The following is a 19,353-nucleotide window of genomic DNA, read 5'->3' as shown; positions in this document are numbered from 1 at the left end:
CGGGGCGCCGGCGCCGCGCGGCCTCCGCGCGAGGCTTGACCGATAGGGGAGTAGCCCGCTCCGAGCGGGTCCCTATAATGGCGTGACAAACGCCACAACGAGTCAACGCCATGACCTCCCGCATCCCGAACTTCGCCGAAGTCCCGTTCTCAGGCGAATCGCTCGCGGTGTCGGCCCCGGCGCTCGGCGAGCCCTGGATGACGCCGGAGGGCATCCCGGTGAAGGGCCGCTACGGGCCGGAGGACCGGGAGGGCATCGAGTTCCTCGACACCTATCCGGGGATCGCGCCGTTCCTGCGCGGCCCCTACCCGACCATGTACGTCACCCAGCCCTGGACGATCCGGCAATATGCCGGCTTCTCCACGGCCGAGGATTCGAACGCCTTCTACCGCCGCAACCTCGCGGCCGGGCAGAAGGGCCTGTCGGTCGCCTTCGATCTCGCCACCCACCGCGGCTACGATTCCGACCATCCCCGCGTCTCGGGCGATGTCGGCATGGCGGGCGTGGCGATCGACTCGATCTACGACATGCGCACACTGTTCTCCGGCATCCCGCTGGACGAGATGACTGTGTCGATGACGATGAACGGCGCGGTGCTGCCGATCCTCGCCCTTTACATCGTCGCCGCCGAGGAGCAGGGCGTGCCGCCGCAGAAGCTCGCGGGCACGATCCAGAACGACATCCTCAAGGAGTTCATGGTCCGTAACACCTACATCTATCCCCCCAAGGGATCGATGCGGATCATCTCCGATATCTTCGCCTACACGTCGAAGAACATGCCGAAGTTCAATTCGATCTCGATCTCCGGCTACCACATGCAGGAGGCGGGCGCCACGAACGACCTGGAGCTCGCCTACACGCTCGCCGACGGCGTCGAGTACATCAAGGCCGGGCTGGCGGCCGGGCTGACCATCGACCAGTTCGCCCCGCGCCTGTCGTTCTTCTGGGCGATCTCGACCAACTTCTTCATGGAGGTCGCCAAGATGCGGGCCGCGCGCCTGATCTGGGCGAAGCTCGTGAAGGGGTTCGATCCGAAGTCGGAGAAGTCGCTCGCCCTGCGCACCCACTCGCAGACGTCGGGCTGGTCGCTCACCGCCCAGGACGTGTTCAACAACGTCACCCGCACCAACATCGAGGCGATGGCGGCGACGCAGGGCGGCACGCAGTCGCTCCACACCAACGCGCTGGACGAGGCGCTGGCGCTGCCCACCGACTTCTCGGCCCGGATCGCCCGCAACACCCAGTTGTTCCTGCAGCAGGAGAGCGGCACCACCCGGATCGTCGATCCTTGGGGCGGCTCCTACTACGTGGAGAAGCTCACCGCCGACATGGTCGCCCGCGCCTGGGAGCACATCCGCGAGGTCGACGGGCTCGGTGGCATGGCCAAGGCGATCGAGGCCGGCATCCCGAAGCTCCGCATCGAGGAGGCCGCCGCCCGCGCCCAGGCGCGGATCGATTCCGGCCGGCAGACCATCGTGGGCATCAACAAGTTCCGCGCCGACGACGAGATGGCGATCGAGCTGCTGCGGGTCGACAACGGCAATGTCCGCCGGCTCCAGATCGACAAGCTCAAGCGCCTGCGCGACGAGCGCGACGAGGCCGCCGTGACGGCCCGGCTCGAGGCGCTCACGAAGGCCGCCGACGGTGCCGGCAACCTGCTCGAACTCGCCGTCGAGGCCGCCCGCGCCAAGGCGACGGTGGGTGAGATTTCCGAGGCCCTGGAGAAGGCCTGGGGCCGGCACCGCGCCGAGATCCGCTCGATCTCCGGCGTCTACAAGCGTGAGGTGGGGGGCATGTCGCCAGTGGTCGAGGAAGTCCGGGCGCTGGTCGAGGCGTTCGAGGAGAACGACGGCCGCCGGCCGCGCATCCTGGTCGCCAAGATGGGCCAGGACGGTCACGACCGCGGCCAGAAGGTGATCGCCTCGGCCTTCGCGGATCTCGGCTTCGACGTGGATATCGGGCCGCTCTTCGCCACGCCGGCGGAGGCCGCCCGGCAGGCGGTGGAGAACGACGTCCACATCGTCGGCGTCTCGTCGCTGGCGGCCGGCCACCTGACGCTGGTGCCGGAGCTGAAGGCGGCGCTCACCGAGCAGGGCCGCGACGACGTGATGATCGCCATCGGCGGCGTCATCCCGCCGGGCGACTACGAGGCGCTGACGGCGGCCGGCGCGGCGGCGATCTTCCCGCCCGGCACGGTGATCGCCGAGGCGGCAGCCAAGCTGATCCGCGCGCTGAACGAGCGGCTGGGCTACGCGGCCCGGCAGGCGGCGGAGTAGGACGCGCCTCCCGCGGCGGCCAAGCTGGCCGCCGCGGACCTCATTGCCGAGGCGCCTCAGTTCAGCGCCTGCGGGTCCGCCTCCGTGAGGAACGCCCCGACGGCGTGGAGGAACTGCATGCGGTTCTTCTCCATCATCACCGTGTGGGTGCCCTCCCCCAGCTCGACGAAGCGCTTGTAGGGGGCGTGGGTGAGCTTGGCGAAGTATTCCTGGGCCTGGTAGCTCGGCAGGTCGGCGTCCCACTCGGCGTGGATGATCAGCACCGGCACGCGGATCTCGCCCGGGTCGTAGAGCGGCTTGCCGGCCGCCCAGTAGGCGTCCTTGTCGGCGACCGTGCCGTTCGGCGCGCGCAGGACCGGCGGCGACCGCTTCGCCCCGTCCGCGTCGGTCGCGAAGGTCGCGTCGGCCCACTGGTCGAACCAGCCCGCCGGGATCAGGTCGGCCTTCTTGTCCTCGGGCACCCCGGTCAGCCAGCGGGCCCGGGCGCTGTCCCGGCTGACGGTGCGGTAGGCCCCGACCTTGCCACCGCCGCCGATCAGGCCCGGCGTGCGCGCGAGCCATTGCGGCGCGTAGAGGACGAGGCGGTTGACGCTGTCGTTGTGGGTGCTGGTGTAGAGCCCCATGGTGGAGGTCCCCCAGGACCAGCCCATCAGGTCGATCTTCTCGACGCCGCGCCGCTTCTTGATGAAGTCGACGACCTGCCCCACCACCTTGGCGGCGTCGGGCGTGCGCATCAGCGGCGGGTTGTCGTCCGGCGGCGCGTCCATGGCGGCCGGGCGCCCCGACAGGCCGTAGCCCGGCAGGTCCACGCAGTAGACGTCGAAGCCGAGGCCCGCGAGGTAGTCCATGGCCGACATCCCGCCGAGCGGCAGGTCGAAGGCCGTAGAGGACGGGTAGGTCGAGCCGTGCACGTAGAGCAGGATCCGGTCGCCCGGGAACGTGTCGGTGCCGGCCGGGCGCTTGTTGCGCACGTAGATGTCGACGCCCGGCTCGCTCCAGGGGAGGCGGAACTCTTCCGTGGCCAGCCGGGCCGCGGGAGCCGCGACGGCAGGGGCCGCCGCGGCCGCGACCGCCGCCCCGGCGGCGAGCGCCCCGACCAGCTCGCGCCGGGCCAGGCCCCGGCCCGGTCGTGCCCCGTTCGGATCTGTCCGCATCGGTCTGTCCGCCATGGTTTCCTCCGGTCCGCCTTGTCCGGCGGCTCGGGCGATTGAACCGGCGGGTGCCGGCGGGCGCAACGCTCCGGGGCGGCCGGCGGCGGACAGGCGGCGGGTTCCGTCGCCCGATCCGGCGAAACCGCGTGATAAAAGCCCGCCCCTGTCGCCGGGGCTGGTGACGCCGCGCCTCCGCGCGGGCATTGAGGCGGGAGAGCCCGGGAGACGCCCGCTTATGACGACCCCGACGACCGTCGCGACCACGCCCTTCCCCGACCAGAAGCCGGGCACCTCCGGCCTGCGCAAGAAGGTGCCGGTGTTCCGGCAGCCGAACTACGTCGAGAACTTCGTCCAGGCGATCTTCGACACCCTGCCCGACAGGGCGGGCGCCACCCTGGTGCTCGGCGGGGACGGCCGGTTCCTCAACCGCGAGGTGGTGCAGAAGACGCTGCGGCTGGCCGCCGGAAACGGCTTCGGCCGGGTCCTGGTCGGGCAGGGCGGCCTTCTCTCGACGCCGGCCGCCTCCTGCGTGATCCGGAAGGCCAAGGCGCTCGGCGGCATCGTCCTCTCGGCGAGCCACAACCCGGGCGGCCCGGAGGGCGATTTCGGCATCAAGTTCAACGCCGCTAACGGCGGCCCGGCGCCGGAAACCGTCACCGACGCGATCTTCGCGCGGGCCAAGGCGCTGACCGAGTACCGCGTCGTCGAGGCCCCGGACCTCGACCTCGACACGCTCGGCGACACCCGCCTCGGCGCCATGACGGTCACGGTGATCGACCCGGTGGCCGATTACGCCGAGCTGATGCGCACGCTGATCGACTTCGACGCGGTGTCGCGGCTGTTCGCCTCCGGCTTCCGCATGCGCTTCGACGCCATGAGCGCGGTGACGGGGCCGTACGCGACGGCGATCCTCGAAGGGATGCTCGGCGCCCCCGCAGGCACCGTGGTGAACGCGACTCCGAAAGAGGATTTCGGCGGCCACCACCCGGACCCGAACCCGGTCCACTGCCACGACCTGTTCGACCTGATGCAGGGCCCGGACGCGCCGGATTTCGGCGCGGCCTCGGACGGCGACGGCGACCGCAACATGATCGTCGCGCCGGGCCTGTTCGTGACGCCGAGCGACAGCCTCGCCCTGCTCGCCGCCCACGCCCACCGGGCGCCGGGCTACGCCGGTGGGCTCGCCGGTGTCGCGCGGTCCATGCCCACGAGCCGCGCCGCCGACCGGGTCGCCGCCGCCCTCGGCATCGAGGCCTACGAGACACCCACCGGCTGGAAGTTCTTCGGAAACCTGCTGGATGCGGGCCTCATCACCCTGTGCGGCGAGGAGAGCGCCGGCACCGGCTCGAACCACGTGCGCGAGAAGGACGGGCTCTGGGCGGTGCTGCTCTGGCTCAACATCCTGGCCGCCACCGGCGAGCGCGCCGACGCGCTGGTGCGGGCGCATTGGCGCGCTTACGGGCGCGACTACTACGCCCGCCACGATTACGAGGAGGTCGATTCCGACGCCGCCAACGGCTTGATGGACGCGCTCCGCGAGAAGCTCGCCGGGCTGCCGGGCACGCGGATCGGCGACCTCACGGTGTCGACGGCCGACGAGTTCGCCTACCGCGACCCGGTCGACGGCTCGCTCACCGAGCGCCAGGGCATCCGGATCGGCTTCGCCGAGGACGCGCGGGCGGTGTTCCGGCTCTCGGGCACCGGCACCGCCGGGGCGACGCTGCGGGTCTACCTGGAGCGCTACGAGAACGCGCCGGACCGGCTCGACTTGGCCGTGGCCGAGGTGCTGGCCCCGGTGGCCGCCGCAGCCCGCGCGATCGCCGAGATCGCGCCGCGCACCGGAAGGCCTGAGCCGAGCGTGGTGACCTGAGGGGAGCCGGGAGACGTCCCGTCTCTGCGCGGGGAGCGAAGCGACCCAGAGGCGCCACGCTCGACGGCGGCGCGCGACTCCGGGTCGCTTCGCTGCGCGCGCGATGGCGGCAGGGCCGGCGCCGATTTCCTCAAACCAGGTCCTTCACCATGTGCACGGTGACGTCGTCGTCGCGGGTCCGGCCCGGTCCGTCGTAGAGCTCCTCCCGCTCCACCCGGTAGCCGAGTGCCCCGTAGAGGCGCAGGTTCGCCGTGTACTTCTTGTTGGTGTAGAGGCGCAGTCGCGTCAGCCCGGCCTCGCCCGCGACGGCGTCGGCGCGTCCCATCAGCCGGCTGCCGAAGCCCCGGCCCTGGAAGGCCGGATGCACCGCGACGTTGACGACCAGAAGGTGATCGGCCTCGGTCCGCGTCTCGATCAGGCCGGCGAGATCCGGGCCGGCCACCAGCAGGTCGAAGCGGTGGTCCCGCAGAGCCTGCGCGTAGTCCGCCCGCATGGGGATCGGCAGGCGGCCGATCACCGGGATCCACTTCGTGTAGGCCGCCTCCACCAGCGCCCGGATCGCGTCCGCGTCCGCGGGCGCACCGCGCCGGAGCGCGACTGACTCGTTCATCTGACCTCTCACGGTTGACCGCGGCGCGTCCGTCCCCTAAAGACCCGCCCGTCGATGGGGCTCCGCACGGGGCCCCGTCGCGTTTTCACGCGCACCCGTGGGCGGGATCTTCCCGCCCTGTCGTCCCGGACCGCGAAGGGCCGGGAAAAGGAGGGCGCGTTCCTCATTCTCGTCACGAGAGGACGCGGAAGATATGTCGAAGCGGATTCAGGCGAAGCACAAGCTCGACCGCCGCATGGGCCAGAACATCTGGGGCCGCCCGAAGAGCCCCGTCAACCGCCGCGAGTACGGCCCCGGCCAGCACGGCCAGCGCCGCAAGGGCAAGATGAGCGACTTCGGCACGCAGCTGCGCGCCAAGCAGAAGCTCAAGGGCTACTACGGCAACATCACCGAGAAGCAGTTCCGCCGCTACTACGCCGAGGCGATCCGCCTGCGCGGCGATTCCGGCGAGAACCTCGTCGGCCTGCTCGAGCGCCGCCTCGACGCCGTGGTCTACCGGGCGAAGTTCGTCGCCACCCCGTTCGCCGCGCGCCAGTTCGTCAACCACGGGCACGTCAAGGTGAACGGCGTCCGCGTCAACATCCCGAGCTACCAGGTGAAGGCCGGCGACCTCATCGAGGTCAAGGAGTCGTCCCGCCAGCTGGAGATCGTCATCGTGGCGACCCAGCTCTCCGAGCGCGACGTGCCGGACTACATCGAGGCCGACCACGCCAAGATGACCGCCCGCGTCACCCGCATCCCCAGCCTGTCCGAGGTGCCCTACCCGGTGCAGATGGAGCCGAACCTCGTCATCGAGTTCTACTCCCGCTGATCCTGTCGCCCCGGCGACCGATGGAGGGGCTGCCCGTTCGGGCGGCCCCTTCGCGTTTCGATACCTCAGTCCCGAAGGCCGGCCTCCGGCACCCGGGACGGGGCGCGGGCCTCAGCAGCCGTGGCAGATCGAGCCCATCGTGTGCCGCATCTTGCTGTCCCAGGCCTTCGAGCGGGCCTCGGCGGCCTTCTGAGCCTTGATCATCTCGGCCTGGCTCACGGGCTGCGGCAGTCCGGTGGCCGCGGCGTTGCCCGGCGGCTTGGTCTGGCTCATGGGGGTGACCCGGCGGCCGCCCACGATGGGGCCGGCCGGGGCGGCGGGGCCTGGGCCCGCGCCCGGAGCCGGGCTCTGGGCCAGCGCCGGCGTCGCCCCGAGCATGAGGCCGAGAAGCAGCGCGGGACGAAGAATTGCCATGGACGTGATCTCCCCGGCGGAGGATCCTGTGCCGGCCCCGCCTCATCTGGCGGCGATCCTACCCGATCACACCTTTAAAATCATGCCGACGGCAGATCCCCGGTGAGCGCCGGTCCGCCCCTGAACCGCCGGGAGGCCGTCGCCGCGGCCCTGGCCCGCCTCGCGCCGCGCCTGCCGGATTTCGAGGCGGAGGCCGCCCTCGACCGGGCGCTGGCGAGCCCCGGCCTCCGTCGGGCCGCCCCCGAGACGGCGGCCCGCCTCGCCCTCGTGGCCTACGCGCGCCACGTCTTCACGGATTACGACGAACTCCTCGCGGAAGGCTACGACCGGGACAGCGCCCGGCACTTCGTCCTCGAAGACCTCAACGCCGCACTCGCCGCCTGGGGCGCCGCGCCGGTCCCCGAGGACGAGCCCGGCGCGCCCGGAGCCGATCCGCGCTGAGGCGGTCGCGCCGGGCTCCGCCATGCTGTAGGAGACCGGCCCGGGGCCGCCCTGCGGCCCGTTCCGGTGCCGCTCGTGGAGATTGGCAGAAGACCATGAAGATCAGCGCGCGCAACGTTCTCAAGGGTACGGTCGTCTCGGTAGAGAAGGGGGCGACCACCTCCCACGTGAGGATCGAGATCAGCCCCGGCCAGGTGGTCACCGCCTCGATCACCAACGAGGCCGTCGAGGCCCTCAAGCTCGTCGCCGGCGGTCCCGCCTACGCGGTGATCAAGGCCTCCGACGTCATGGTCGCCGTCGACTGACGACGGCTCGCGCGCCGCCCTCCTGGACGGAGGGCGGCGCGCATTCACCACGCTCCGGGCCCGGGCGGGGAGCGGCCGCCTTCGCGCCGCCGCCGCCGCCGGATAGGATGAGCCCGGACCAAGGAGTTCCGCGCGTGCAGAAGACCGTGCTCGGCATCGAGACCACCTGCGATGAGACCGCCGCCGCGGTGGTGTCGGTCGACGAGGAGGGTGGCGCTCAGATCCGCGCCAACGAGGTGCTCAGTCAGATCGCCGAGCACGCGGCCTACGGTGGCGTCGTGCCGGAGATCGCCGCCCGCGCCCATGTCGAGGTGCTCGACCGGCTGATCGCCCGCGCCCTCGACCGGGCCGGGACCGGCTTCCGGGACCTCGACGGCATCGCGGTGGCGGCCGGGCCCGGGCTGATCGGCGGCGTGCTGGTCGGCCTCGTCACCGCCAAGACCCTGGCGCTCGTGACCCGCAAGCCCCTGCTCGCCGTCAACCACCTGGAGGCCCACGCCCTCACGGCGCGGCTCACCGACGGCATCGCCTTCCCCTACCTGCTGCTCCTGGTCTCGGGCGGCCACACCCAGCTCGTCGCCGTGCGCGGCGTCGGCGACTACGTGCGCCTCGGCTCCACCGTCGACGACGCCATCGGCGAGGCCTTCGACAAGGTCGCCAAGCTCCTGGGCCTCGGCTATCCCGGCGGCCCCGAGGTCGAGCGCGTGGCCGAGGCCGGCGATCCCGAGCGCTTCGCCCTGCCCCGGCCGATGCTCGGCCGCCGCGAGGCCGACTTCTCCCTCTCGGGCCTCAAGACCGCCGTGCGGATCGAGGCCGAGCGGATCGCCCCGCTGGCCGAGCGCGACGTCGCCGATCTCTGCGCGAGCTTCCAGGCCGCCGTGGTCGACGTGGTGGTGGACCGCGCCCGGGTCGCCCTGCGCGCCTTCTCGGACGTCGCCGGACGCCCGACCGCCCTGGTGGCGGCGGGGGGCGTGGCGGCCAACGGCGCCGTCCGGCGGGCGCTCGCGTCCCTCGCGGGCGAGGCGGGCCTGAGCTTCGTGGCCCCGCCCCTGCCCCTCTGCGGCGACAACGGCGCGATGATCGCCTGGGCCGGGCTGGAGCGCCTGCGCCTCGGGCTGGTGGACGACCTCACCGCCCCGGCGCGGCCCCGCTGGCCGCTGGCGGCCGCCCCGGCCCGCGCGGCGGTCCCGGCCGGATGAGCGCGGCGGACCGGCGCGCCCACTGGCGGGACCTGGTGGAGCGCCGCCTGCCCGGGGCCGCCCGGCCGGACTGGCCGGTGCGGCTCGACCATTGCTTCGCCCGCATCCTCCTGGACCACGCCTGCGGCGGTGCCTGGCGCGACCATGTCCGCCCGCCCGCCCACGCCACCATGCCCCTCGCGCAGCTGGAGCTGGCGATCGCGCTCGGCGAGGCGGTGCTCGCGGGGCGCGCGGATCTCGCCCTCCTCAACCGCCGCTCGCTCGCGTGGCGCGGCAAGATCGCCCTGGCGCCGGTGCCAGCGGCTCTCCGCGACGGCGACCTGACCCTGCGCCGCTGGCGCCCGGAGGACGCGGCGCCGTTCGCGGCGCTCAACGCCGATCCGGCGGTGATGGCCCACTGTCCCCGGACCCGGACCGCGCCGGAGAGCGAGGCCGAGGCCGGCCTCCTCGACCGCCGCTTCGTGGCGGACGGGTTCGGCCCCTGGGCCCTGGAACACGCGGGCCGGTTCGTCGGCTTCGCCGGCGCGATGCGGATCCTGCGGCCCCTGCCCTTCCCGGGCGGCGACCGGCCCGGTTCGACGGTCGAGCTGGCCTGGCGCCTCGCGCGCGACTCCTGGGGCCGCGGCCTCGCCACGCGCGCCGCGCGGCTCGCCCGCGCCGACCTCGCGGAGCGCTGCGGGATCCGCAGCGTCGTGGCCTTCACGGCGGCCGGCAACGGCCGCTCCCGCGCCGTGATGGAGCGCCTCGGCATGCGCGCGGCCGGGACATTCCCGCATCCGGCGGTGCCGGAGGGGCCGCTGCGCGACCACGTGCTCTACCGGCTGGACTGCGCCGACAGGGAGGAAGCGGCATGAGCGCCGAGACCCCGATCAACGTCGTCGGCGGCGGGGCCTGGGGCACGGCGCTGGCCAACGCCGCCGCCGGGGCCGGCCATCCCGTCACCCTCTGGCTGCGCGACGCGGGGGCCGCCGCCGCCCTGCAGGCCCAGCGGGAGAATCCGCGCTACCTGCCGGGCGTGCCGCTCCACCCGGCGATCCGGGCGACGGGCGAGGCCGCCGACCTCGCCCGTGCCCGGGCGACGCTCCTGGTCGTGCCCGCCCAGACCGTGCGCGGCGTGCTGGAATCCCTGCGCGGACCCCTGGCGACGGCCGGGCCGGTCATCCTCTGCGCCAAGGGGATCGAGCGCGGCAGCGACAGCTTCCTCAGCGCGGTGGCCGAGCAGGTCCTGCCGCCGGGAACGCCCGTGGCGGTCCTGTCCGGCCCGAGCTTCGCGATCGACGTCGCCCGCGGCCTGCCCACGGCCGTGACCCTGGCGGCGGCCGATGCCGGCCGCGCCGCCGCCCTGAGCGCGCTGCTGTCGGGACCGAGCTTCCGCCTCTACCACACCGACGACGTGCGCGGCGTCGAGATCGGCGGCGCCGGCAAGAACGTGCTCGCCATCGCCTGCGGGATCGTGGCCGGGCGCGGGCTCGGCGAGAGCGCCCGGGCGGCGCTGATCGCCCGGGCCTTCGCCGAGCTGATGCGCTTCGCCCGCACCTTCGGGGGCCGGCCCGAGACGCTGATGGGGCTCTCCGGCCTCGGCGACCTCGTGCTCACCGCCTCCTCGCCGCAATCGCGCAACTTCGCCTTCGGCCAGCGCCTCGGCGCCGGGGCGAGCCCGGCCGAGGCCGCGGGCGGCAAGCTCGCCGAGGGGGCGTTCACGGCCGCGGCGCTGGCCGGGCTGGCCGCCGCCAGGGGCATCGAGATGCCGGTGGCGGCGGCCGTCGCCGCCATCGTGGCGGGCACCGCCAGCGTCGACGACGTGATCGCCGGCCTGCTGGCCCGTCCGCTGCGCGGGGAGACCGACTGACGCCGGCCCCGCCCCGCAACCCCTGTCACGCCACCGAGGCCGCCGGCACAGCGTGGCCTTGTCCTTGTCCTTGTCCTTGGCCGTGGGTGTGGGCCGCGAAGAGCGCGATCGGCGCCGGCCGACCCAGCAGGTAGCCCTGGGCGAGGTGGCACTGCTCGCCGGCCAGGAAGGACAGCTCCTCGGCGGTCTCCACGCCCTCCGCCACCACGGCGAGCCCGAGGCCGCGCCCCAGCCCCAGGACGGAGCGCACGATCGCGGCCCCCTGCGGGTTGCTGTGGACCGCCCTGATGAACGAGCCGTCGATCTTGATCCGGTCGAACGGGAAGGCGCGCAGGTTCGACAGCGACGAGTAGCCGGTGCCGAAATCGTCCATGGCGATCCGCACGCCGAGGGCCTTGAGCTGGCGCAGGGTGAGGAGCGCCCGGGCCGGATCCCGGATCAGCGCGGTCTCGGTGATCTCGATCTCCAGGCGCTGCGCCCGCAATCCGGATTCGTACAGGGTCCCGTGGACGAACGGGACGAAGTGCGGGTTGTGGAGCTGCACCGCCGAGACGTTGACGGCGATCGCCAGCGGGTTCGGCCAGCCGGCCGCCGCCCGGCAGGCCTCCCGCAGCACCCAGGCGCCGATCTCGAGGATCGCCCCGGTTTCCTCGGCGATCGGGATGAACACGGCCGGCGAGATGCCGCCCCTGGCCGGATGGTGCCAGCGCAGCAGCGCCTCGAAGCCCGTGACCGTGCCGGACTCGATCTGGCTCTGCGGCTGGTAGACGAGCTCCAGCTCGCCCCGCGCCACCGCGTGGCGGAGGTCGTGCTCGAGCTGGCGCCTGTCGCGGATCTCGGCGCCCATGCTGGCGTCGTAGCGCCGGCAGGTGCCGCGTCCCTCGCTCTTGGCCCGGTAGAGGGCGGCGTCGGCGTGGCTCAGGAGCGCGCGCAGGTCCGCGGCGTCGTCGGGATAGACCGCGATGCCGATGCTGGTGGCGATCACCGGGCCGGAGGCGGCCGGAACCGCCGCCAGGGTGGCGAGGATCCGCTCGGCCAGCCGCTCCGCCTGTCCCTCCGCCTGCGGCGTCAGGATGGCGAACTCGTCGCCGCCGAGCCGCGCCATCAGCTGCTCGGGATCGAGGAGACCGCCGACCCGCAGCGCGAGGTCGCGCAGCATCGCGTCGCCGGCGGCGTGCCCGAACAGGTCGTTGACCTCCTTGAAGCGATCGAGGTCCAGGCACAGCACCGCGAGCCGGCCGCCCTGGGCGTCCGCGGCGCGCATCGCGCGCTCGAGCCGGGCGTGGAAGCTCGTGCGGTTGGCGAGGCCGGTGAGCGCGTCGTGGTGGGCGAGGTAGTGGATCTCGCTCTCGGCCCGGCGCCGGGCACGCAGGTCGCGCACCGCCACGGCGTGGTGCGGCAGGCGCCCGTACTCGGCGACCGGGCGCATGATCACCTCGACGGGAATGGGGGCGCCCGCCGCCGGGACGAGTTCGGTCTCCAGGGGCTGGTCGGCCGTCCCCAAGCCGGGCACGAGGTCCGGCAGGTAGGCGCTGAGGTTTCGGCCCGTCAGGAGGGCCGCCTCCAGGCCCGCGAGCCGGGCGAAGGCCTCGTTGGCGCTGACGATCTCGCCGCCGCGGCAGACGACGAGGCCCTCCACGGCCGCGTTGGCGAGGCTGCGCAGGCGCTCGCGCTCGAGATCGGCCCGGCGGCGCTCCCGCAAGTCGACCACGAGGGCGGCGCCGGCGAGCAGCAGGATCAGGAAGCTCGCCACCGCCACGGCCGCGGCGAGCCACCCGCTCCGGAGCGCGCCCGAGGGGATCGCCACGGTGGGGTCGGGATGGAGGGTCACCGCGCCCATGCCGGCGAAGTGGTGGCCGCAGATCGCCAGGATCAGCAGCGCGGCGCCGCCGTACCGACCCCGGACGGTGGTGGCCGACAGGCCGACCACCAGGGCGGCGGCGCCGAGCCCCGCCCCGAGGCCGACCGAGACCACGACCAGCGCGGGAGTCCAGGCGAGGTGCCCCGCCACCTGATAGGCGGCCATGCCGGTATAGTGCATCGTCGCGATGCCGCCGCCGACCACGGCGCCGCCGAGGCCCGCCTGGACCGCCCGGCCGGACGCGGCCAGGGCGAAGCCGAGCCCGGTGATCGCGACGGCGTCCACGTAGGAGAGGAGCGTCAGCCCGACGCCGTAGCCCGACGGCAGCCCGGGCTCGAAGGCGAGCATCGCCAGGAAATGCGTCGCCCAGATCCCCGATCCCCCGGCGGCGGCGGCCACCGCGACCCAGACGTAGCGGCCGCGGCCGCCGGTCCGGCCGGCATGGGTGAGAAGCTCGATCGCGGTGCCGCTCGCCAGCGCGCAGACCAGGGCCGCGAGGCCTGCCAGCCACAGGTTGTGTTCACCGATAAAGCAACCGATGACTGAGATCATGTATGCAACCGGGAATTGGTGCGTGACGCGCTATACGGCTATTTGCATGCAAAATTTAATATTTGCCCCAGGCTTGCGATAGCAGAGCTGCGGCGTTCTACGCGGGTTCTGCTTGACCGCAGGTCCCGCGCGCGGCCGGGGCCGGGCCGGCCTGTTCCCGGGAGGCGAAGCTGGGCTATGGCGGGGCGCGCCGCCCGGCCGGGCGGTCTACTGGGACTTCAGCGATGGCGTACTGGCTGTTCAAATCCGAGCCCGCGACCTGGTCGTGGAATCAGCAGGTCGCGGCCGGGGAGGCCGGCACGCACTGGAACGGCGTGCGCAACCACCTCGCCAAGAAGCAGCTGATGGCCATGCAGGTCGGCGAGGAGGGCTTCTTCTACCACTCGAACGAGGGCAAGGCGGTGGTGGGCATCGTGGCGGTGATCCGCGCCTACTATCCCGACCACACCGACGAGACCGGCCGCTTCGGCATGGTCGACGTCAGGGCCGTGCGGGCGCTGCCGAGCCCGGTCACGCTCGAGGCGATCAAGGCCGACGCGGCGCTCGCCGACATGGTGCTGGTCAACAATTCCCGGCTGTCGGTGCAGCCGGTGACCGAGGCCGAGTGGGCGCGGGTCTGCGCCCTCGGCGGTCTCGGCTGAGCCGGGCCGCGCGGCCCGACGGGCCGCTCAGGCGGCGCGGTTGAGGGGGCCGCGCACGGGGCCCACGAAGTCCGGCTCGACCTCGACCGGCGGCAGCGTGTCCATGACCCGGGCGGCCGGCAGGGTCACCACCACCTCGGTGCCCTCGCGGGGCTTGGAGGACAGCTGGAACTGCCCGCCGTGCAGCTCCACGAGGCCCTTCACGATCGGAAGGCCGAGGCCGGAGCCCTGCTCGGCGGTCTTGATCGCGAGCGAGCCGCGCCCGAACGAGGACAGGACCGTGCCGAGCTCGTCCTCGGGGATGCCCGGGCCGCTGTCCTTCACCGAGACGTACTGCCCGCCCGAGGCGGTCCAGCCGACCTTCAGCCAGATCTCGCCGCCCGGGGGCGTGAACTTCACGGCGTTCGACAGGAGGTTCAGGACGATCTGGCGCAGAGCCCGCTCGTCGGCCCAGAGCCGCGGCAGCGAGCCGTCGACGAGGTCGTGGAAGGTTTGGTTCTTCGCCTTGGCCCGCAGGCCCATCATGTGGCGGCACTCCTCGACCACGTGGGCGAGCTGCACCGGCTCCTCGTTGAGCTCGTAGCGCCCCGCCTCGATCCGCGACAGGTCGAGGATCTCGTTGATCAGGTTCAGGAGGTGCATCCCGCTGTCGTGGATGTCGTGCGAGTACTCGCGGTAGGACGGCGCCGTATGGGTGCCGAACACCTCGTTCTTCATCACCTCCGAGAAGCCCAGGATGGCGTTGAGCGGTGTGCGCAGCTCGTGGCTCATCGTGGCGAGGAAGCGCGACTTGGCGAGGTTGGCCTCCTCGGCCCGGCGGCGGGCCTCGTCCGAATTGGCCTTGGCCTGCTCCAGCTCGCCGAACACCGCGTCCTTCTCGGCGCGGGAGCGCAGGGCGCCCACCGTCGAGGTGTAGAGGCGGCGGGACAGGCCGAGGAAGAAGACCTGCGCGCCGCTGGCCATGACCACCAGCATCAGCAGGTCCATTCCGCGGGAGAAGGCCGCGAGCGAGGCGGTGGCGAGGGCCAGCGGCACCAGGGCGGCGACGGCGGCGAGCGGCACCGTCGCGGCCAGCATGGTGGTGACCGCGGAGGCGATGACGAGGCCGAACAGCGCGAAGGTCCAGCCGCCGGTGGTTCCCAGCCCGATCATGGCGGCCCACGACAGGCTCTGCAGCACCTCGCCGATCAGGAAGCGGCGGCGCCAGCGGGCGAGCGGGATCGTCGCCGGGTCGGCGCGGAGGAAGCGCCGGCTCAACGTCGTGTTGAGCGAGATCATCAGGACCACGCCGAGCGCCCAGATCGCCGCCACCGGCGGCGCGATCCAGAAGGTCGACGCCGCGGCCAGCGCCGCCGCGAACCCCACCAGCGGGATGCCCGCGCCGACCCGGTACTGGGCGTAGTGGCGCAGCAGCTCGTAGTCGAAGGCCCGTTCGAGGCCGGTCCGCGAGGTCAGCTTCTCCCGGGCCGAGCGGATTTCCCGGGCGACCCCGCGGCGGCGCGCCGCCTCCTCCGTCGAGGGGCCGCGACCGCGCTGGACCATCTCGACGGTGAGATCGGACATGCGCGTCTTCAAACTCGGCTCGAATGCGCGGACGGGCGGCGGTGGCGGGGAAGCACTCCGTGAGGATGGGGCGGATATGTTAAGAAGCGGCTGCCGACATCCCTGCAATCTTAAGCATCGCGGGCTGTATCGAGACTGTCGTGCCGCCGGATCGACGTGCGGTGCCGCACATCGTGTCGGGGCCCGCGCCCGCTAGTCTCGGGTGGAGGCCCGCCGGCCCGAGCGCGGTCGCACGCCGCGATCCGGGGCGCCCGGACACGCGCGTCGAGTAGAGGGTCGCCGACCATGCCGAATCTCACCGTCAACGGCGTCGCGCACGCGATCGACGCCGATCCCGACATGCCCCTGCTCTGGGTGCTGCGCGACCGGCTCGACGCCACCGGCACCAAGTACGGCTGCGGCATCGCGCAGTGCGGCGCCTGCACGGTCCACCTCGACGGCCAGCCGGTCCGGGCCTGCCAGACGCGCCTGGGCGATGTCGGCACCGCGCAGGTGACGACCATCGAGGGCGTGTCGGGCCGGGTGGCCGAGGCCGTCCAGGCGGCGTGGCGCAAGCTCGACGTGGTCCAGTGCGGCTACTGCCAGTCCGGCCAGATCATGTCGGCGATCGGCCTGCTCTCGGGCAACGCCAAGCCCACCGACGCCGACATCGACGGCGCCATGGACGGCAACATCTGCCGCTGCGGCACCTATCAGCGCATCCGCGCGGCGATTCACGAAGCCGCGCGCAGCCTCGCCTGATCCGTCCCGGCGCCCACCTTCCCGCCCTTCCCCGCCCTCCCCCGCGGTCCCGACCGGAGCCTCGCCGCCATGCTGAACGCCCGTCGACCGAGCCCCCTCCCCGTCCGCCCCAGCCGCCGCGGCCTGCTCGCGGGCGCCGGCGCCCTCGTGGTCGCGTTCCGGCTCGACCCGAAACCCGCCCGCGCCGCCGCCGGCCCGAACCTCGCCGACGTGAAGGCGCAGCCCAACGCCTTCGTGCGGATCGGCGCGGACGACACCGTCACGGTGGTGATCAAGCACCTCGACATGGGCCAGGGGAACACGACCGGGCTCGCCACGATCCTGGCCGACGAGCTCGGCGCCGACTGGCGACACGTCCGCACCGAGTTCGCGCCCGCCGACGCGGCGCTCTACAACAACAGCCTGATGGGCCCGATCCAGGGCACCGGCGGCTCGACCGCGGTGGCCAATTCCTGGTTCCAGCTGCGCAAGGCGGGCGCGGCCGCCCGCGAGATGCTGATGGCCGAGGCCGCCTTCCGCTGGAAGGTGCCGGTCTCCGAGATCACGGTCGCCGACAGTCTCGTGCGCCACGCTCCGTCCGGCCGGCAGGCCCGGTTCGGGGAGCTCGCGGCCTCGGCCGCCTCGCTGCCGGTGCCGTCCGAGCCGCGGCTCAAGGACCCGAGCGAGTGGACGCTGATCGGCCAGAAGGTGCCGCGCCTCGATTCCGTCGCCAAGACCAATGGCACGGCGGTCTACTCCCTCGACATCCGCCGCCCGAACCAGGTCACGGCCCTCGTCGCCCGGGCCCCGCGCTTCGGCGCCACCGTGAAGAGCTTCGACGCCGCGGCCGCCCGGAAGGTCGCGGGCGTCCTCGACGTGGTGCAGGTGCCGACCGGCGTGGCGGTGATCGCCCGCGACACGTGGTCGGCCATGAAGGGCCGCGAGGCGCTGACCGTCGCCTGGGACGACAGCACCGCCGAGACCCGCTCGTCCGACGCGATCCTGGCCGAGTACCGCGAGCGCGCCAAGGGTCCCGGCCTGACGGCCTCCGAGCGCGGCGACCCGCAGGCGGCGCTCAAGGGCGCCGCCAAGGTCGTCGAGGCCGAGTTCACCTTCCCCTACCTCGCCCACGCGGCGATGGAGCCCCTGAACGCCACGATCGAGAAGGGGGCCGACGGCGGCTACGACGTCTACGCGGGCTTCCAGTTCCAGACCGTCGAGCAGGCCACGATGGCGGCGATCCTCGGCGTGACGGCCGACCGGGTCCGGCTGCACAGCAACTGGGCCGGCGGCTCGTTCGGGCGCCGGGCGACGCCCACCGCCGACTACCTCGCGGAAGCCGCCACCGTCTTCAAGGCGTCCGGCGAGAAGGCCCCGCTCCACCTCGTCTGGACCCGCGAGGACGACATGGCCGGCGGCTATTACCGCCCGACCGTGCTGCACAGGGTCCGGGCCGGCATCGACGGCAAGGGCGCGGTGGTCGGCTGGGACCACGTGATGGTCGGCAAGTCGATCATTATCGGCTCGCCCTTCGAGGCGATGATCGTCAAGAACGGCATCGACGCCACCACCGTGGAGGGCGCCTCCGACACCGCCTACGCGCTGCCGGCCTACCGGTTCGGCGTCCATAACGGCCGCGAGGGCGTGCCGGTCCTGTGGTGGCGCTCGGTCGGCCACACCCACACGGCCCACGTGATGGAGGTGATGATCGACGAGCTGGCCCACGCCGCCAACGTCGATCCGGTCGCCTACCGGCTCTCCCTCCTGACCCAGGCGCCGCGGCTGTCCGGCGTGCTCAAGCTCGCCGCCGAGAAGGCCGGCTGGAGCGCCAAGCCGCAGGACCAGGGCCGCGGCCTCGGGGTGGCGGTCCACGAATCCTTCGGCTCCTACGTCGCCATGGTGGCCGACGTCACGGCGCACGACGCCGCGATCCGCGTCAACCGGATCGTGGCGGCGGTGGATGTCGGCGTTCCGGTCAACCCGGACGTGATCCGCGCGCAGGTCGAGGGCGCGGTGGGCTTCGCCCTGTCGGCGGTGCTGCGCAACCGCATCACCCTCAAGGACGGGCAGGTGCAGGAGCACAATTTCGACGCCTACGAGCCGACCCGGATGAGCGAGATGCCGAAGGTGGAGGTGCACATCGTGCCGAGCCAGGCGGCGCCCACCGGGATCGGTGAGCCGGGCGTGCCCGTGCTCGGGCCGTCGATCGCCAACGCGGTCTTCGCCGCGACCGGCCGGCGCCTGCGCTCGCTGCCGCTCGACCTCTCCGGCGTGAAGGGCGCGTGAGGAAACGCACGTTCCGCCGGCCCGGATCGGCGTAGGAAGGGTGGGCCTTCCCCCCAAGGCAAGAGACCCGACTGACGACGGCGCGGCGCGACACCGCGCCGTTTCTTTTTCGCGCGCCGCGACGCCATCTCCGGGCCATGCCCGCCTTCGACGACACCGCCGCGCGCCTGCGCGCCTGCCGCCTCTGCCGCGACACGCCGCGCTACGGGCCGCACCTGCCCCAGGAGCCCCGGCCGATCGTCCAGGGCTCGGCCACGGCCCGCCTCTGCATCGCCAGCCAGGCCCCCGGCACCCGCGCCCACCGCACCGGGCAGCCCTTCACCGACCCGTCGGGCGTGCGGCTGCGCGCCTGGCTCGGCCTCGACGCGGCGCGGTTCTACGATCCCGCCCGGGTGGCCATCGTGCCGATGGGGTCGTGCTTCCCCGGCCTCGACGCCAAGGGCGGCGACCGGCCGCCCCGCCGGGAATGCGCCGAGCGCTGGCGGGCGGAACTCTTCTCCGGCCTGCCGGATCTGGAGCTGATCCTGGTGATCGGCCAGTACGCGCAGGGCTGGCACCTCGGGCGGATGGAGGGCGGCCTCACCGGGACGGTGCGGCGCTGGCGGGAGATCCTGGCCGAGCCGCGCCGCCCCCGGGTGCTCCCCCTGCCCCACCCGTCCTGGCGCAACAACGGCTGGCTGAAGCGCGAGCCCTGGTTCGAGGCGGAGCTGCTGCCGGTGCTGCGCGCCGAGGTGGCGCGGGTGATGGCGGGGTGATGGCGGGATGAGGGGCCTCGTCCAGGCAGCGACGACATGCGCATCCCAT

At 73.0% G+C, this 19,353-nt stretch carries 17 protein-coding genes; 12 read left to right on the top strand and 5 right to left on the bottom strand.

Annotation, left to right across the window (positions count from 1 at the left end):
- Positions 1 to 110: 110 nt before the first annotated feature.
- The gene (gene scpA, locus C4T42_RS08860; RefSeq protein ID WP_020093231.1) at positions 111 to 2,276 is read left to right on the top strand and encodes a methylmalonyl-CoA mutase; all 2,166 of its coding nucleotides are present in this window, start codon (positions 111 to 113) and stop codon (positions 2,274 to 2,276) included.
- Between the two features lie 56 nt (positions 2,277 to 2,332).
- On the opposite strand, the gene C4T42_RS08855 is transcribed toward scpA, so the two are convergent.
- Entirely contained in the window at positions 2,333 to 3,445 is a 1,113-nt protein-coding gene (locus C4T42_RS08855) for an alpha/beta hydrolase (protein ID WP_049961816.1), read from the bottom strand.
- A gap of 217 nt (positions 3,446 to 3,662) precedes the next feature.
- On the opposite strand from C4T42_RS08855, the gene C4T42_RS08850 reads away from it, so the two are divergent.
- A complete protein-coding gene (locus C4T42_RS08850; RefSeq protein ID WP_103985000.1) occupies positions 3,663 to 5,297 on the top strand; it encodes an alpha-D-glucose phosphate-specific phosphoglucomutase in 1,635 nt (544 codons plus the stop codon).
- A 130-nt stretch (positions 5,298 to 5,427) separates the two neighbouring features.
- On the opposite strand, the gene C4T42_RS08845 is transcribed toward C4T42_RS08850, so the two are convergent.
- Positions 5,428 to 5,907, bottom strand: coding sequence for a GNAT family N-acetyltransferase (locus tag C4T42_RS08845; RefSeq protein WP_020093228.1), 480 nt, complete (start codon positions 5,905 to 5,907; stop codon positions 5,428 to 5,430).
- 193 nt (positions 5,908 to 6,100) lie between these two features.
- Here C4T42_RS08845 and rpsD point away from each other — a divergent pair, with 193 nt between their 5' ends.
- A complete protein-coding gene (gene rpsD, locus C4T42_RS08840; protein WP_010686187.1) occupies positions 6,101 to 6,718 on the top strand; it encodes a 30S ribosomal protein S4 in 618 nt (205 codons plus the stop codon).
- Positions 6,719 to 6,829: 111 nt separating this feature from the next.
- Here rpsD and C4T42_RS08835 read toward each other — a convergent pair whose 3' ends face one another.
- Positions 6,830 to 7,132: a hypothetical protein gene (locus C4T42_RS08835; RefSeq protein WP_103984999.1), complete on the bottom strand. Its 303-nt coding sequence runs from the start codon at positions 7,130 to 7,132 to the stop codon at positions 6,830 to 6,832.
- Positions 7,133 to 7,234: 102 nt separating this feature from the next.
- Here C4T42_RS08835 and C4T42_RS08830 point away from each other — a divergent pair, with 102 nt between their 5' ends.
- From C4T42_RS08830 to C4T42_RS08810, 5 genes are all read left to right on the top strand, one after another.
- The gene (locus C4T42_RS08830; RefSeq protein WP_042670839.1) at positions 7,235 to 7,573 is read left to right on the top strand and encodes a DUF2293 domain-containing protein; all 339 of its coding nucleotides are present in this window, start codon (positions 7,235 to 7,237) and stop codon (positions 7,571 to 7,573) included.
- 95 nt (positions 7,574 to 7,668) lie between these two features.
- Positions 7,669 to 7,878: a molybdopterin-binding protein gene (locus C4T42_RS08825; protein WP_020093225.1), complete on the top strand. Its 210-nt coding sequence runs from the start codon at positions 7,669 to 7,671 to the stop codon at positions 7,876 to 7,878.
- A gap of 134 nt (positions 7,879 to 8,012) precedes the next feature.
- The gene (tsaD, locus tag C4T42_RS08820) at positions 8,013 to 9,077 is read left to right on the top strand and encodes a tRNA (adenosine(37)-N6)-threonylcarbamoyltransferase complex transferase subunit TsaD (RefSeq protein WP_091978264.1); all 1,065 of its coding nucleotides are present in this window, start codon (positions 8,013 to 8,015) and stop codon (positions 9,075 to 9,077) included.
- On the top strand, positions 9,074 to 9,931 hold the full coding sequence (locus C4T42_RS08815) for a GNAT family N-acetyltransferase (protein WP_103984998.1): 858 nt from the start codon (positions 9,074 to 9,076) through the stop codon (positions 9,929 to 9,931). The genes tsaD and C4T42_RS08815 overlap by 4 nt, the downstream gene beginning before the upstream one ends.
- Positions 9,928 to 10,926, top strand: coding sequence for an NAD(P)H-dependent glycerol-3-phosphate dehydrogenase (locus tag C4T42_RS08810; protein ID WP_042670844.1), 999 nt, complete (start codon positions 9,928 to 9,930; stop codon positions 10,924 to 10,926). The genes C4T42_RS08815 and C4T42_RS08810 overlap by 4 nt, the downstream gene beginning before the upstream one ends.
- A gap of 25 nt (positions 10,927 to 10,951) precedes the next feature.
- Here C4T42_RS08810 and C4T42_RS08805 read toward each other — a convergent pair whose 3' ends face one another.
- Positions 10,952 to 13,339: an EAL domain-containing protein gene (locus C4T42_RS08805; RefSeq protein WP_103984997.1), complete on the bottom strand. Its 2,388-nt coding sequence runs from the start codon at positions 13,337 to 13,339 to the stop codon at positions 10,952 to 10,954.
- 224 nt (positions 13,340 to 13,563) lie between these two features.
- Here C4T42_RS08805 and C4T42_RS08800 point away from each other — a divergent pair, with 224 nt between their 5' ends.
- Positions 13,564 to 13,980: an EVE domain-containing protein gene (locus C4T42_RS08800; RefSeq protein ID WP_103984996.1), complete on the top strand. Its 417-nt coding sequence runs from the start codon at positions 13,564 to 13,566 to the stop codon at positions 13,978 to 13,980.
- Between the two features lie 27 nt (positions 13,981 to 14,007).
- Here C4T42_RS08800 and C4T42_RS08795 read toward each other — a convergent pair whose 3' ends face one another.
- Positions 14,008 to 15,543 carry an ATP-binding protein gene (locus C4T42_RS08795; RefSeq protein ID WP_103984995.1) on the bottom strand — a complete coding sequence of 512 codons (1,536 nt, stop codon included), beginning with the start codon at positions 15,541 to 15,543 and terminating at the stop codon, positions 14,008 to 14,010.
- Between the two features lie 285 nt (positions 15,544 to 15,828).
- On the opposite strand from C4T42_RS08795, the gene C4T42_RS08790 reads away from it, so the two are divergent.
- The 3 genes from C4T42_RS08790 to C4T42_RS08780 all read left to right on the top strand — a co-directional run bounded on the left by C4T42_RS08790 (position 15,829) and on the right by C4T42_RS08780 (position 19,304).
- On the top strand, positions 15,829 to 16,284 hold the full coding sequence (locus C4T42_RS08790) for a (2Fe-2S)-binding protein (RefSeq protein ID WP_103984994.1): 456 nt from the start codon (positions 15,829 to 15,831) through the stop codon (positions 16,282 to 16,284).
- 69 nt (positions 16,285 to 16,353) lie between these two features.
- Positions 16,354 to 18,549, top strand: a complete 2,196-nt coding sequence (locus C4T42_RS08785) for a xanthine dehydrogenase family protein molybdopterin-binding subunit (protein WP_103984993.1) — start codon at positions 16,354 to 16,356, stop codon at positions 18,547 to 18,549.
- A 137-nt stretch (positions 18,550 to 18,686) separates the two neighbouring features.
- Entirely contained in the window at positions 18,687 to 19,304 is a 618-nt protein-coding gene (locus C4T42_RS08780; protein WP_020093216.1) for a uracil-DNA glycosylase family protein, read from the top strand.
- The last annotated feature ends 49 nt before the right edge of the window (positions 19,305 to 19,353 follow it).

Source organism: Methylobacterium sp. 190mf, from assembly GCF_900107945.1.
GTDB lineage: Bacteria > Pseudomonadota > Alphaproteobacteria > Rhizobiales > Beijerinckiaceae > Methylobacterium.
The sequence above is the reverse complement of the archived record's forward strand: the minus strand, read 5'-3'. Positions and strand labels throughout refer to the sequence as shown.